Genomic DNA, 15,426 nt, shown 5'->3' on the forward strand with positions numbered 1-15,426 from the left:
TACTTTCACTTTTCTAAATCCAATCAAAAGTCCCTTTTATACCAATATCATAAAGGCATATCGTTTAATTTCAATAACAAAAACCAAGCATCATTTTAACAAGGAATTTTCATAGAAAATTACTATTTTTGCAGCCCTAAAATTCCAAAAGAATATGTTTGAAGGATTAAATGATAGACTAGAACGTTCGTTCAAAATACTTAAAGGCCAAGGCAAAATCTCTGAGATTAATGTGGCCGAGACTATTAAAGAAATCAGAAAAGCCTTATTAGAGGCCGATGTGAGCTATAAAATCGCTAAAACTTTTACTGCTAATGTAAAGGATAAAGCCTTAGGACTCGATGTTCTAAATGCCGTATCTCCTAAGCAATTAATGGTAAAAATAGTACACGATGAGTTGGCCGAATTAATGGGCGGTACTGCAACAGAACTAAATATAGATAATAATCCTGCTGTAATTTTAATGGCCGGACTTCAAGGCTCTGGTAAAACAACACATACTGCTAAATTAGCTCATTACCTTAAAACCAAAAAAGGAAAGAAACCTTTAATGGTGGCATGTGATGTTTATCGTCCTGCTGCGATTGAGCAATTAAAAGTACTTGGTGGCGAAATTGGAGTTGATGTTTATACTGAAGAAGACAATAAAAACCCCGTAGATATTGCGCGTAACGCGGTAAAACGAGCGCACGAGAGTAGCTATAATGTGGTTCTTGTGGATACTGCTGGTCGTTTGGCTATAGATGAGCAAATGATGAAGGAAATTTCCGAAATCAAAAAAGCCATTAAACCTCACGATACTTTGTTTGTGGTAGATTCCATGACTGGTCAAGATGCTGTAAACACCGCCAAAGCCTTTAACGATCAATTAAACTTTGATGGGGTTATCCTTACCAAATTAGATGGTGATACTCGTGGTGGTGCTGCGCTAACTATCCGTTCGGTAGTTACTAAGCCCATCAAGTTTGTGGGTATTGGAGAAAAAATGGACGCTCTTGATGTATTCCATCCTAGCCGAATGGCCGATAGGATTTTAGGTATGGGTGATATTGTTTCTCTTGTAGAAAGAGCCCAAGAGCAATTTGATGAAGAAGAAGCTAAAAAACTTCAAAAGAAAATTGCTAAAAATCAATTCAATTTCAATGATTTCTTGAATCAAATCAAGCAAATTAAGAAAATGGGTAATGTAAAAGACTTGATGGGTATGATTCCAGGTATGGGAAAAGCCTTAAAGAATGTAGATATTGACGATGATGCTTTCAAAGGCATAGAAGCTATTATATATTCCATGACCCCTGCAGAAAGAGAGAATCCGAAAATCATAGATGGAAGTCGCAGAAGAAGGATTGCATTGGGAGCAGGTACAGAAGTGAGAGAAGTAAATCAACTTCTTAAACAATTTGCCGAAACCAGCAAAATGATGAAAATGATGAGCGGTGGTGGTGGCAAAAACATGATGAATATGATGAATAAAATGAGAAGAAGATAATCATGAGCAAGTTAATCGACGGAAAAGTCACCTCTAAGAAAATTAAAGATAAAATAGCTGCTCAGGTAGCTAAAATGATTGATAACGATGAGAAAGCTCCTCATTTAGCAGCCGTTTTAGTGGGTGCAGATCCAGCAAGCGAGTTTTATGTAAAAAGTAAGGAAAAAGCTTGTCGTTCGGTTGGTATCACTTCTTCACTTTATAAATATTCTGAGAAAACTACTGAAGCTGAGCTGATCGAAATCATCGACTTTTTGAATAATGATCCTGATGTGGATGGATTTATTGTTCAACTTCCGCTTCCAGATCATATTGACGTGGATAGAGTCATCAACAAAATAGATCCCTCAAAAGATGTAGATGGTTTTCATCCTATCAATATTGGCAAAATGGTGACTGGTGCACCAACTTATCTACCTGCTACTCCCTATGGTATCATGATGATGATTGAAGAATATAAAATCGAAACATCTGGTAAAAATGTAGTTGTTTTAGGTAGATCTAATATCGTAGGAACTCCTATTTCTATCATGTTAAGTAGAAAAAGTAATCCTGGCGATGCCACTGTTACCCTATGCCATAGCAGAACCAAAAACCTGAAAGAAATAACTGCCCAAGCGGATATCATTATTGCCGCTATTGGCCAACCAGAATTCTTAACAGAGGATATGGTAAAAAAAGATGCCGTAATTATTGATGTTGGGATTCACAGAAAAAATGACAATTCAGAAAAAGGATATAAAATAGTGGGGGATGTGAAATTTGATGAGGTGAGCAAAAAAGCAAGCCTAATTACTCCTGTTCCTGGTGGTGTTGGTCTCATGACCATTGCTGCACTTTTAGAAAACACTCTTAAAGCTTCTAAGAAAGAAGTTTACAGATAGTTTTTACTTCCGTTCTTATCATAAATCCCACACTTATGAAGAATCTTCTTTTGATTATTGCGTTTATCTTCCCAATAAGTTATTCTTGGGCTCAATTAGGTTGTACGGATCCCAATGCCAATAATTATAACTCCATGGCGCAAGAAAATGATGGATCGTGTTTATATGATCCTGTGCTCATGGAGCCAGAAATAATCATCGAAGAATTGGCTTCGGAAGTATCAGAAACCAGCGGATTAATTTGGTTCAGAAATGCTCCCTGGACCCATAATGACTCTGGAGGAGAACCTGCTATTTATCGTTTAGATGAATCTACGGGTGAAGTCACGCAAAAAATATTGCTCAGAGGAGCTATTAATTTCGATTATGAAGATATCACTCAGGATGAAAATTTTATTTATATTGGTGATTTTGGAAATAACTATGGCACCAGAGACGATCTTACCATCTATAAAATTTTAAAATCAGAAATCCCTGAGGAGGGTAATACTGAAGTTAATACTGAAAAAATTACATTTGCCTATCAAGATCAGATCAACTTTAATAAGCAAAACAGAAGCAATAATTACGATTGTGAATCAGTAGCCTCAATGGGTAACTTTCTCTATATTTTTACAAAAAACTGGGTAAACCAACAAACCAGTTGCTATAAAATCCCTAAACAAGCTGGTCACTATTTACTAGAAATCCACGACCAGTTTAATGTGAGAGGATTATTAACAGGTGCCGACTATTTTGAAGAGGAAAATATTTTGGCCCTCGTAGGTTATGAGAATTTCGTTCCTTTTGTTTGGGTGATTTGGGACTTTAAGAATGATGAGTTTTTTGGTGGAAACAAGAAACGAGTGGACTTTGCTCATATACAAGGAGCTCAAACAGAATCTATTTGCTTTAAAGATAAAGACCATTTATTAATGACTTGTGAGGATTCATTTATTCCTCCACGACTTTATCAACTCGACTTAATACAAATCATAAACGCATCTCGTATAAACTCACCATTATTTAAACCCTTTGAAATCATCCTAAAGCCCAATCCTTCAGAAGGAAAAGTTATAGTCAGTATCAAAGGATTAAAGAAACCTAATTTCGATGTGGAAATCTATAATTTAAGCTGGCAGAAAGTAAGCCAATTTAGTTTCGTAGAAAACCAATTTCAAAAAGGAGTCAGTGTTAAAATTAATACTTCTGAGTTGGGACAAGGGATTTTCTTTGTCCGAGTGAAAGAAGGAAAAAACATTGGTTTCCAAAAACTAATGATTACAGAATAATGACAAAAGAACAAGAGGATATATTGTTAGATGAGGGAAAAATGCTTCCATTAATGGAAGAATTTTATACCATACAAGGAGAGGGAGCCAATACAGGACAAGCCGCTTACTTTATCAGAATTGGAGGTTGTGACGTGGGCTGTAAATGGTGTGATGTGAAAGAGAGTTGGAATCGAAAGATGCATCCTCCTACCCTTACTGATGATATTGTAAAAAATGCTGCTGCTCAGCCCGCAAAGGCAGTTGTGGTTACTGGTGGTGAACCGTTAATGAACAACTTGGACTACCTATGTGCAGAATTGAAAAAAAATAATGTGACACGCTATTTAGAAAGTAGTGGCGCTCACCCCTATTCTGGTGAATGGGAATGGATATGCGTTTCACCAAAGAAAAAATCACCACCGGTGGAGTCTGTTTACTCCAGAGCCAGTGAATTAAAAGTAGTTATTGAAACCGAAGAAGACTTTGCTTGGGCCGAAGCCAATGCTAAACTCGTAAACTCAGATTGCCTTTTATTCCTTCAACCAGAATGGAGTAAAGCAGATCAAATGATGCATGCGATAACAGAATATGTAATGAAGAATCCTCAATGGAATATCTCTATTCAAAGCCACAAATACATGAAAATTCCATAATCCGATGTAAATACCTAGCAAACAACATATTGCTATACATTAAAAAATAGGTAATAAGCTACTGAATTTCGGTATTTTATTACCTATTTCTTTTGAAATTAGGATAGGACTTAGTACTTTTGGCCAACAAATTTCTTTAAGTTATATCTTTATTCCTAATCGTTGGTTTTTATGTCATTTAGAGTTGTAAAACTGTTCAAGAAAAAGAAATAATCACAAGGCTTTTAGGAGTTTAGAAAATTCATTTTACAGTAATTATGGGAAATTTAAAATTTTTGTTAATTTTTTTCCTATTTTCACAGAAGAAAAACAAAATCAAATTATAACATATGTCAGATAATAATTCAAACCCCAAATCAAGGAGAGATTTCCTGAAAATCGGCTCTTTAATTGGGATTGGTGCGGTGGCAGCCGGAGCAGCGGGATATGCTGGCTTTGCCGCTCAAGATGGTAAAGAAGGACATGGTGGCGAAGCTGAGTCTGCTTTATCGGATTCCGAAAAAAAGATTAAAGTGCTGACTGAAGATGGTCAGTTGGCAGAAATTAAAGCCAGTGAACTAAGTCCTGTTCAAAAGGATCAATATACATCAGCTTTACAAGAACAAGGTCGCGAAGGAATCCCAGGTAAGCATTGGGTGATGGTGATAGACTTAGCTCGTTGTAGAAACGTAAGAGCATGTATGGCTTCTTGCCAAAATGCACACCATTTGCGTGAAGAGCAACATCACATCAATGTATTGCGTATGCAAGAATCGGAGCATACAGAGCCATATTTCATGCCCAAGCCTTGTTTCCATTGTGACAACCCTCCATGCACTAAGGTTTGTCCTGTTGATGCTACTTTTAAACGCCAAGATGGAATTGTTTTAATTGATAATGAAAGATGTATAGGTTGCCGTTTCTGTATAGCAGCTTGTCCTTATTCTGCAAGGGTTTTCAACTGGTTTGAGCCTAAGAATCACGAAGAGGATGAAGATTTGCTTTATAATGTCGAGCTTAATGTTCCACAAAAAAAAGGAACTATTTCAAAATGTTTATTTAGTGCCGACCGCTTAAGAGAAGGAAAACTTCCTTATTGTGTTTCCGCATGTCCCAATGGAGTTTATTATTTTGGTGATTTAAATGAGGATGCTGTTACCAATGGTACCTCAGGAGAAACCACTCGTTTTAGCGAATTGATTCGTAAAAATGCAGGATATACGCTACTCCCAGAATTAGGAACTAAACCAAACGTGTATTATTTACCACCAAAAAACAGAATGTTTCCATTCGAATATAATGGTAAAACCACTTTGGAAGACGAACATCACGTTTAAAAAATCATTTGAAAAATCAATAAAAAAATAAAAGATATGTCTGAATCTTTATCAAAAGAACAAGCCAAGAAATTGGTTGATAAGTATGCTGAAGATGCTATCAGACCCATGAAGAACCATAAGGGATTTTTACCTTGGATGGGATTCTTGGGATTGGTAATGGTGGTCTTTGGCTATGCCTATTATATTCAGCTTACTGAAGGATTAGGTGTAACAGCCATGCGCGATTATGTGAGTTGGGGATTGTACATTTCCAATTTTGTATTCTTTGTTGCTGTGAGTTTGGTTGGAATGCTAGTGAGTGCAGTTTTAGGATTAGCAGGGCAAAAATGGGTAAAGCCTATCACTAGAGTTTCCGAAATTATTGCTTTAGGATTTGTAATGGTAGCCGGTTTGGTTATTATCACAGATATGGGTCGTCCGGATAGGTTTTTAAATCTATTCCTTCACGGAAGACTACAATCTCCTATTGTTTGGGATGTTACAGTAATTACAACTTATGTAGCTATTAGCACCCTCCTCTTTATTTTACCTTTAATTCCTGATTTAGCTTTTATCAAAAAGAAAATGAAGGATATGCCTGTTTGGCAATATCAATTGTATAATATCCTTAGTTTAGGTTGGATTGGTACTCCAGAGCAATATAAAATTCTTCATAAGAGTATTAGAATGCTAAGTATCATCATCATACCAGTAGCTATGGCTATTCATACGGTAACATCTTGGCTATTTGCATCTACTTTGCGAATTGGCTGGGACACTACTGTTTTTGGTCCTTATTTCGTAGCTGGAGCTTTTGTAGCAGGAACAGCAGCCGTCATTATTGTGATGTATATTCTTCGTTCTAATTACAAACTTCAAGACTATTTTACGGATCATCATTTTGATATGATGGGTAGATTATTAGTATTGGTTTCTTTATTGTATGCTTATTTCAATATTAATGAATTCTTAGTTCCTGCTTATAAAATGAAGACTGGTGAAGCCGTTCATTTGCATACTCTTTTCCAAGGAGCCTATGCTGGCTTATTTTGGGTGGTTCAAATCATTGGAATGGGATTACCCATTTTCTTTATGATATTTAAACATTGGAGAAAGCCAAATAACTTAACATTTATTGCAGTCATTGTTCTTATTGGAGCATTTCTAAAAAGAATTATCATTGTTGTTCCTACTTTACTTCATCCACATTTGCCTATCCAAAATGTGCCTGATGAATTCCATAAATACATGCCTACTTGGATTGAAGTGGCAGTTACAGCTGGAGCTTTTGCAATGGCTCTAATGATCATTACCATTCTTCTTAAGATTTTCCCTGTCATTCCAATGTGGGAATTAGCCGAAGAAAAAGGAATTACTGAAGAATTTGAAAAATATGATTAGTGCTATGAAGACAAAAACGATAACAATAAATATTTTGGCTGTTTTAGTCCTAATGATGCCATTTAGCCTAATGGCTCAAAGCGATTGGAAAGTAAGCGATGCCAAGCGAAAAGACAGCAATCCAATTGCTTATTCTGACAAAAGCGTTAAAGCTGGGAAAGTAGTATTTTTAGCTAATTGTAAATCTTGCCACGGCGATGTGGGTAAAAACAATGGTTTGCCATTGATTCCTAAACCTACTGATTTTGGTGAACAAGCTTTCCATGATGCCAATACTGAAGGTAGCATTTTCCATAAAATAACTGATGGTCGTGCTACAATGCCAGCCTATGGTGCTATTCTTTCTGAGCAACAAAGAGGTGATGTGGTCAATTATATCCGCTCTTTTGATGCTAACTTTAAGCCTACAGCAAGTGCTCAAGTAGTTGAAACTCCAAAATCTAATGATACAGAAGTAGGTGCTCCATATTTCCTTGAAGTAAAAGTAGACGAGGCCAATAGCGAAGTAAGCGCCATTTTAATGGGTACCTTCAATGGCGCAAAAGCTCCAGTCGTCGATGCTGAAATCTTCATAGGAATCAAGCGTTATTTCAATAATCTTCCGATTATGGAAGCTGGTGCTATAACCAATGAGGAGGGTGTTATTAAAGCTATTTATCCTGCCGATTTACCAAGTGGTGAAAAAGGTATAGGAGAACTAGTAGTCTATGTAGTAGACCAAGAAAAATTTGGTGAATTAAATCAATCTGCTGAATTAAAACTTATTGCTACTCATCCAAGTCACTTTAGTGAAACTCGTGCCCTATGGGCCAATCGAGGAAATTTCCCAATTTGGTTATTGGTCACCTATCTTTCTATGGTTTTAATTGCATGGGGAGTAATGGGAAAAGTAGTTATGAATCTATTTAAAATAAAGAAAATCGGAAACTAAAATTTCTGTTCTGACAATAGATAAAACCGAGTCGATTTATTGACTCGGTTTTTATATTTTTGCTATACAAAACATTTAAAATGAAACATCACATAATTTATATTCTTCTACTCCTATGCCTAATTTTACCATTACTCTCTTATGCACAAAGCGACACCTTAATCACTAAGGACCAAACTAGATTATATGGCGAGATAAAGCAAATGGAGCGCGGAGTCTTAATATTTAAAACCAGCTATAGCGAAAAGGATTTCCAAATAGAATGGCTGGAGATTAGCCAAGTTATTTCTACTAGAAATTTTAGAGTCACCTTAAATTCTGGCGAACGACTATTTGGTAAAATACAAAAAGACACCACCAATCATAGTATTAGAATTACGGACTATGTGAATGGAATGATAAGCACAGAAATCGAGGATGTTGTTTATTTAAAACAAGTAGACGATGGAAAAATATTTGATATCATGAACCTGTCATTGGATTTTGGATACTCCTTCACCAAAACCAATAATCTACATCAGTTGAACAGTAATATTCATGCTGACTATTATAGAATTAAATGGGGTATTGCTAGTAGCTTTAACGTGATTCGAAATGTTCAAGATAATGCACCAAGTACGAAAAGAACAACAGGTATGTTAGACTTCAAATACTTCATGAAAAACGATTTCTTTTCTTCTGCAATAGCCAATTATTATAGTAATACTGAACAACAGCTTGATCTGAGAAGCACCTATAATTTAAGCATTGGTCAATATCTTATTCATACGAATAAAGTTTATTTCAACTATTCATTTGGTATCGCATATACGCTAGAGAACTTTGTTGATAATCCAGATAACCCTGCTGATTTAAATAGTATAGAAGGAACCTTGAAATTAGAATATAACATGTTTGATATGGGGGATTTAAGCATGTTTACCAACATTACTGTTTATCCAAGTTTTTCAGAAAGAGGACGAGTAAGAATGATCAGCAAGGTCAGTGCCAAATACGAATTACCTCGAGACTTTTATATCAGAGGAACTTTTGATTATAATATAGACAATAAACCTATTTCAGATGCTACTCCAGAAGACTATGTTTATACTGTTGGCCTAGGTTGGGAATTATAAAGAATACTTAGAGTTGGTGCTCAATTTACTCGTTTCACCCTCTTGCTTTTCCAATTTTATTTTGAAACCATCTACCTGATCTATTCTTTGAGTTCCATCCACATGAACCTCCTCCGCTTGCCATTTATGCTTAGCTAACTTTCTAGCTTTAGGTTCATTTTCAGCAATAACAAATACCAAATGGTGATCTTCCATTAAATGATTTGCTCTTAATTTCCCGCCTAATAATATGGCATATAAATGCTTTTCCATGATGTTAATTTTAGTCAATTAGTAATGCTAAATTAAATATTCCTAATAAATATCTTTTATAAAAAAGGTGTATAAAAAAAGCCTGAGAATTTCTCAAGCTTCATATTATTAATTGTATTCTCGTATTATGCTTTTTCTTCAGGAGAAAGGAATTTATAAACCAATCCAGCCAATAGGGCTCCTATGATAGGCGCAAGCCAAAATAGCCATAGTTGATCTATAGCCCAATCGCCTACAAAAATAGCTTGACTAGTTGAACGTGCAGGGTTTACGGAAGTATTAGTAACCGGAATACTGATCAAGTGAATCAATGTTAAACCCAAGCCAATAGCGAGTCCCGCTAAATATTTAGGTGCTTTAGAATGTGTAGCTCCTAAAATGATAATCAAGAACATAAAGGTCATTACAATTTCAGTAATTAAAGCTGATGCCATTGAAAATCCACCTGGAGAATGCTCACCATATCCATTTGCGGCAAAGCCACCTAACTCAAAACCAGGTTTTCCACTCACAATTAAATAGAGTATTCCAGCACCTGCGATCCCACCTAAAACTTGAGCTGCAATATAAGGTAATAATTCTTTCTTATCGAATCGTCCTCCGGCCCATAAACCAATAGAAACTGCAGGATTCAAATGACATCCTGAAATATGACCAATCGCGTAAGCCATTGTCACTACCGTAAGTCCAAAAGCTAGTGCAACACCAGCAAAACCAATTCCTAATTCAGGAAAACCTGCTGCCAATACAGCGCTTCCACAACCACCAAGAACCAACCAAAGGGTTCCTATAAATTCTGCTACTAATTTTTTCATAAAAATTATTTTAGATGAATAACATTGATTTAAAGAATCCAAATATAAGAGAATTATTAGAACATTAAAAACCAACCTTACAATACACACTGGATAAAAGCATACTTTTATTTTGTCCGCGCATTATCACGAACTGAAGCACAGAGAGCTCACTGATAGTAATTAACACGGATGATAAACCATGGATAACAAAGCTAACCATGGTTTATAATAAAAATTTGTGGAAATTAACGGAATCCGTAGATGGATTTTCTCTTTATTAAAGTACATGTCATTTTTATGCTTAAACCTAAAGAGTATGTTAACCTAGAACAATACAAACCTCTAGAATACTAATTATCTGAAAATATAGTACTATTCGAGGTCGAATAAAAGCAAAAAATACACAAGCAATTGAAGCATAGAATATGCTTATAGATACCTCAAATTAATCGACAAACTAAAGAATTAATTCTTAAAATGGCTATGAGGAAGCTCTTCTCCACAATGAGGGCAATGATAAGTATTGTAATTTGCAGGTCTTTTTCTCTCTTGAACTTTACTAATAAAACCAGCACTTACAATACCAGTAGGAAGGGCAACTATCCCAATACCCATTAAAGCAATTACTCCACTAATCACCTTCCCCATGGCAGTTATAGGGTACACGTCACCATACCCAACAGTTGTCAATGTACTTATGGCCCACCAAAACGATTCTAAAACATTTGGAAATAGTTCTGGTTGCTTTTCGCCCTCCACATAATACATTAGAAAAGAAGCCACAAGAAGGGTTAAAAAGGTAACAAAACCTGTAACGCCAAGTTCTGATTTCTTTTCTTTAATCACATCCCAGATCAGTTTAAAAGAATGATCGTATCTATTTATTTTGAGGATTCTTAAAAATCGCATTAGCCTTAAAGTCCGTAAAAATCTCAAATCAATTTTGAAAATCAAGGGAAGGTAAAATGGTAAAATGGATAATAAGTCAATGAGTCCGTAGGGAGAGAATATGAATTTAAGAGCCGATTTTAGTCTACTATTTGAAGGATACATTAAATCAGAAACATAAAGCCTCAATAAATATTCTATGGTAAATACAACTATAGAGAAAAGGTTAAAAGCCCTTAGATAATTCCCGTATTCCATGTTTACTTCAGAAATCGATTCTAGAACTATAGATATGACACTCAATATTATCAGTGACATGATAAAATAATCGAAAAACAAATTAAGACGCTTTCCATGGGCGCCTTTTTCAAGAATTTTATAAAGCTTATGTTTCATAAATAGGAATTTTTTGTATTTCCAATAGCTCCAACGAATATAGAAGTTATAACCGTTTATTTTATTTCAGGAATATTCAATTTATTAACCAACTTAACAACTTATCATTTAATAAAAATAGCGGCTGATTACAAGTTCATTAACAAAACAATGAAAGCAAATTTTCTACAAAAACCCTAATATTGTAAAAACGTATTTTATGAATGAGAAAAAAATCATCAGCTATGGCTATACCTGGATGAGATATCTTTTCATCCCTTTCATATTGGTATTTATATTTGGAATTCTTGTTGGAGATTTTAAAGATGGCTGGACCTTTGTTCTTCTCTTCAGTTCTATTGGCTTTTTTCTATTATTTAAGAGAGCGAGAAAACTAAAACACGATGATGAGTATTTTTTTATTATTCATGATAAAAAGGAAAAAGCCATTCACTTCACTAATATCATCAGCATAAAAAAGAGTAGATCAAAAGTTAACGGTAGTAGATATTGGATTTTAAAATACAAAAACGAAGAAGAAAAAGTAAAATCTTGCTGGTTTTTCTCTTCTTTTGATGGCGAATTTCATCGAAGTGTAAGAACTATCAATCCGGACGTAGTAATATGGGAACATCCATTTTTCAATCACTAAGACCTAATACTCAGACACTCGCAAATAAGTGATATCTTCCACACCTCGTAAGGTATAAAATGCATTTACCTCTTGGCCATTGGCTTTCACCATCATTTCATCTACATAATATTCAAACTCAAAAACCTCACCTGATTTATCGGTGATGCTTATACTTCCAGGCAAATCACTTATGGTAGGACTTTCAGCTCCACTCAAAACTCCATTTACTTTTTTCCAATTATCACTCACCTCTGGAGCATAGTCTCCCATTAAGGATTTGCCTTGAAAATGCATATCTATCAGGCGATTCTCTAATTCACTTGTATAATAGAAACTAGCATATTTACCAATAAGCAGATCTATAGATTTTGGATCAATATTGGCATATTCCATGTTTAGATTAAAATCCATTTGAAATTCTCGCTCTGGAAATTCAATGGTTACTATAAACATGGGGTAAATTCCATCTTCAATATTTGAGATGATACCAAATTCTCTAATCTCGTCATCTGTTGGTTCTCGTTCTCCTATATCTTCAATAAATATACTCTCTTCAATAACTTCTACTTCTATATTTTCTGAGGATGCCAATTCAGTAGAATCCTCTACTACATCTTGTTGGGCTTGCAGATTTGAATTTCCACAAGAGTTTAAAAAGAGTAAAATGGTGAAAAGCGTGAAAATATTTAATAGTGATCTCATATGACTTTAGTTTTGGTTTCAATAGCGTCCGAATAATTATTAAGATTCCTCGCTATGCATCGGAATGACAGGTATTTTGGCAACTCATAAGGAAGAAGGGCTTTGCTTTTTTCAATGCCAAAAGCAAAGCCCTTCTTCCTTCCTGTCAAATCCTAACACCCTGTCATTCTGAACGTAATGAAATGAGGTGAAGAATCTTTTTTAATATAGAACTTCTTTTGGACAGTATTGTTTTGGTTTGTATTTTAACTGTGTGCAAGTTAAACTATTTTGAAATGCCCTGATTGTTAGTTTTTTGTAAAAAAAGCCCAAGAAAAAAATCTTGGGCTCAGGTCAATCACCTTCTGTGTTTAAAGGTGTCAATTTAAATACTTACGGTATTTGTCTTTAAAACTCATCGTGCTCTGTACGACGAATAATTTCATCTTGTAATTCCTCGGTTAGCTCAATAAAATAGTCGCTATAACCTGCTACCCGAACAATTAAATCGCGATTGGCTTCTGGGTCTTTTTTCGCTTTACGAAGGGTTTCAGCAGTCACCACATTAAATTGAATATGATGCCCATCCATTTTAAAATAGGTCCTCACCAAGTTTTTTACTTGTTCTATTCCCAAATCATTATCTAAGAAAGCTGGAGTAAATTTCTGATTCAATAAAGTTCCACCTGTTCTTAAATGATCAATTTTAGAGGCTGACTTAATCACCGAAGTGGGTCCATTTCTATCTGCTCCTTGGAATGGAGAAATGCCTTCAGATAATGGCTTATTGGCTTTTCGTCCATCGGGTAACGCTCCTATCACACTTCCAAAGTACACATGAGAAGTGGTTGGCAAGAGGTTGATTCTATATTTCGCACCTCTTGGTGATGGCCTTCCATCTATGGCTCCATGGAATACCTCAAATACCTCGCGCATAATATCATCGGCACGGTCATCATCATTTCCGTATTTAGGCGTTTCATTAATTAGCTTGTTCCTAAATTCTTCTGCTTCTTCAAAATCGCTTTTCAATACGGCTAAAAAGTCACCCATTGTTAAAGTTGAATCCTCAAAAACATGATGCTTGATGGCACTCAAAGAATCTGTAATACTAGCCATTCCAACACCTTGAACATAACTGGTATTATATCTGGCTCCTCCAGCATTATAATCCATTCCATTGGCAATACAATCATCGATAAAAACCGATAAAAATGGAGCTGGCATATGCTTTGCCCACATGATTTCTATGATGTTATTTCCTTTAATCTTTAAATCTGCAAAATAATTGACTTGGGTTTTCCATGCTTCCATTAAAGCTTCAAAGCTTTTGAATTCTGCAGCATTCCCAGTTTGTGGGCCTAATTGCTGCTTTGTTCTTGGGTCAAAACCATTATTTAAGGTTAGTTCTAAAATCTTGGCCAAGTTGAAATAGCCTGTCAACATATAGGCTTCGGTTCCAAATGCTCCAGTTTCCACACAACCACTGGCACCGCCATTTCTGGCATCCACTATACTTTTACCTTGGTTCATGAGTTCTTGAATAATAGCATCGGTATTAAAAATACTGGGCTGTCCAAAACCTGTTTTCACCACTTTTAATGCTCGCTTGATAAAACGATCCGGATTTTTCTTGCTCAACTGAACCATAGAACTAGGTTGTAAGATTCGCATCTCTTCAATAATATCGAGTATGATATAACTCATATCATTTACAGCATCGCTCCCATCAGCTTTAACTCCTCCCACATTAATTAAAGCAAAATCAGTAAAAGTATTGCTCTCTTTTGCCGTAATTCCAGTTTTTGGTGGTGATGGATGGTTATTGAACTTCACCCAAAAAGCTTGGAGGAGCTCACGCATTTCAGCATCCGTATAATCGTTTTGGTCTAGTGCTTTCTGATAAAATGGCATCAGATGTTGGTCGAGTCGACCTGGGTTAAAGGAGTCCCAAGGGTTTAGCTCCGTTATCACTCCTTGGTGCACATACCAATAATACTGCAATGCCTCCCAAATGTCATTAGGCTTGTTTTCTGGCACATTGGAGCTCACACTTATCATCTTGTCCAACTCTTGCTGACGTTTCTCGTCTTGCTCAGCTTCTCGTAAAACCCTTAACTTGTCCACATGTCTTTGCGCAAAAACAGAAACCGCGTCCAAGCTTAGCTTCATAGCTTTAAGCTCCTCTAATCGCTCCACTGCACGAGGATCATTATAATAATCAACTCCCTCTATTTCTTTTTCTATTCTTGCTCTAATATCCTTAAACCCTTGACGATAGATAACATCACCTAGAACGGTATGTCCTGGAGCTCTTTGCTCTAGAAACTCAGTATAAATGCCCGCATAATAAGCATCTACCCATTCTTGTGGAAGCACAGAAAAGATTCTATCTCTTTGGCTTCTACCAGTCCAAAATGGAATTAAATCTTTTCTGAAAACCTCTTTGGTTTCATCGCTCACCTTAAAACTTACCTTTGGTCTTTCATCCACAATTTCTAAATCTTGAATGGAATGAATACAAACCTCAGGATAAGTGGGTGTTTGCTGTGGCGCTGGACCACGCTCACCAACTATCATTTCACCATCTCCAATATAAATGGTTTTATTGGACATCAAATAATGAAAAGCCTTGGCTCTGAGCATAGGAACAGACAATCCTTTGGCTTCTTTACTTTGGTAAAATTCGGTCATCAACACGCCTCTTTCTTCCGAAATGGAGGGACGAGTGCTTAAACTTAAATCTCTTAATTTTTTAATTCTATCTGTTATCAT

14 protein-coding genes are annotated in these 15,426 nt (G+C 35.8%); 9 read left to right on the forward strand and 5 right to left on the reverse strand.

All coding sequences use genetic code 11. From position 1 onward, the window contains the following. The first annotated feature begins 154 nt into the window (after positions 1–154). The 8 genes from ffh (at position 155) to HNS38_RS06150 (ending at position 9,024) form a co-directional block, all read left to right on the forward strand. Entirely contained in the window at positions 155–1,489 is a 1,335-nt protein-coding gene (ffh, locus tag HNS38_RS06115; protein WP_172277117.1) for a signal recognition particle protein, read from the forward strand. A gap of 2 nt (positions 1,490–1,491) precedes the next feature. Further along, positions 1,492–2,373 (forward strand): bifunctional methylenetetrahydrofolate dehydrogenase/methenyltetrahydrofolate cyclohydrolase FolD, encoded by an 882-nt coding sequence (gene folD, locus HNS38_RS06120; RefSeq protein ID WP_172277114.1) that lies wholly within the window; start codon positions 1,492–1,494, stop codon positions 2,371–2,373. A 35-nt stretch (positions 2,374–2,408) separates the two neighbouring features. Next, complete coding sequence (locus tag HNS38_RS06125; protein WP_172346151.1) at positions 2,409–3,644, forward strand: T9SS type A sorting domain-containing protein; 1,236 nt, start codon at positions 2,409–2,411, stop codon at positions 3,642–3,644. Beyond that, positions 3,644–4,279: a 7-carboxy-7-deazaguanine synthase QueE gene (locus HNS38_RS06130; protein WP_172277108.1), complete on the forward strand. Its 636-nt coding sequence runs from the start codon at positions 3,644–3,646 to the stop codon at positions 4,277–4,279. The genes HNS38_RS06125 and HNS38_RS06130 overlap by 1 nt, the downstream gene beginning before the upstream one ends. Before the next feature lie 329 nt (positions 4,280–4,608). After that, positions 4,609–5,595: a 4Fe-4S dicluster domain-containing protein gene (locus tag HNS38_RS06135; protein ID WP_172277105.1), complete on the forward strand. Its 987-nt coding sequence runs from the start codon at positions 4,609–4,611 to the stop codon at positions 5,593–5,595. A 36-nt stretch (positions 5,596–5,631) separates the two neighbouring features. Further along, positions 5,632–6,978, forward strand: coding sequence for an NrfD/PsrC family molybdoenzyme membrane anchor subunit (nrfD, locus tag HNS38_RS06140; RefSeq protein WP_172346152.1), 1,347 nt, complete (start codon positions 5,632–5,634; stop codon positions 6,976–6,978). Positions 6,979–6,982: 4 nt separating this feature from the next. Next, entirely contained in the window at positions 6,983–7,909 is a 927-nt protein-coding gene (locus HNS38_RS06145; RefSeq protein ID WP_172277099.1) for a cytochrome c, read from the forward strand. 80 nt (positions 7,910–7,989) lie between these two features. Continuing rightward, positions 7,990–9,024: a DUF481 domain-containing protein gene (locus HNS38_RS06150; protein WP_172277096.1), complete on the forward strand. Its 1,035-nt coding sequence runs from the start codon at positions 7,990–7,992 to the stop codon at positions 9,022–9,024. Here the strand turns inward: HNS38_RS06150 and HNS38_RS06155 are convergent. The 3 genes from HNS38_RS06155 to HNS38_RS06165 all read right to left on the reverse strand — a co-directional run bounded on the left by HNS38_RS06155 (position 9,019) and on the right by HNS38_RS06165 (position 11,357). Continuing rightward, positions 9,019–9,276, reverse strand: coding sequence for a DUF1543 domain-containing protein (locus HNS38_RS06155; protein ID WP_172346153.1), 258 nt, complete (start codon positions 9,274–9,276; stop codon positions 9,019–9,021). The genes HNS38_RS06150 and HNS38_RS06155 overlap by 6 nt on opposite strands. A 125-nt stretch (positions 9,277–9,401) precedes the next feature. After that, entirely contained in the window at positions 9,402–10,097 is a 696-nt protein-coding gene (gene aqpZ / locus HNS38_RS06160) for an aquaporin Z (protein WP_371742908.1), read from the reverse strand. Positions 10,098–10,538: 441 nt separating this feature from the next. Beyond that, positions 10,539–11,357 (reverse strand): ion transporter, encoded by an 819-nt coding sequence (locus HNS38_RS06165; protein ID WP_172277087.1) that lies wholly within the window; start codon positions 11,355–11,357, stop codon positions 10,539–10,541. Positions 11,358–11,517: 160 nt separating this feature from the next. Here HNS38_RS06165 and HNS38_RS06170 point away from each other — a divergent pair, with 160 nt between their 5' ends. Then, positions 11,518–11,988, forward strand: coding sequence for an accessory gene regulator B family protein (locus HNS38_RS06170; RefSeq protein ID WP_371742907.1), 471 nt, complete (start codon positions 11,518–11,520; stop codon positions 11,986–11,988). Between the two features lie 3 nt (positions 11,989–11,991). On the opposite strand, the gene HNS38_RS06175 is transcribed toward HNS38_RS06170, so the two are convergent. Next, entirely contained in the window at positions 11,992–12,672 is a 681-nt protein-coding gene (locus HNS38_RS06175) for a hypothetical protein (RefSeq protein WP_172277081.1), read from the reverse strand. Between the two features lie 387 nt (positions 12,673–13,059). Continuing rightward, the gene (gene hypD / locus HNS38_RS06180) at positions 13,060–15,426 is read right to left on the reverse strand and encodes a trans-4-hydroxy-L-proline dehydratase (protein WP_216663649.1); all 2,367 of its coding nucleotides are present in this window, start codon (positions 15,424–15,426) and stop codon (positions 13,060–13,062) included.

The organism is Lentimicrobium sp. L6, assembly GCF_013166655.1.
Lineage (GTDB): Bacteria > Bacteroidota > Bacteroidia > Bacteroidales > UBA12170 > UBA12170.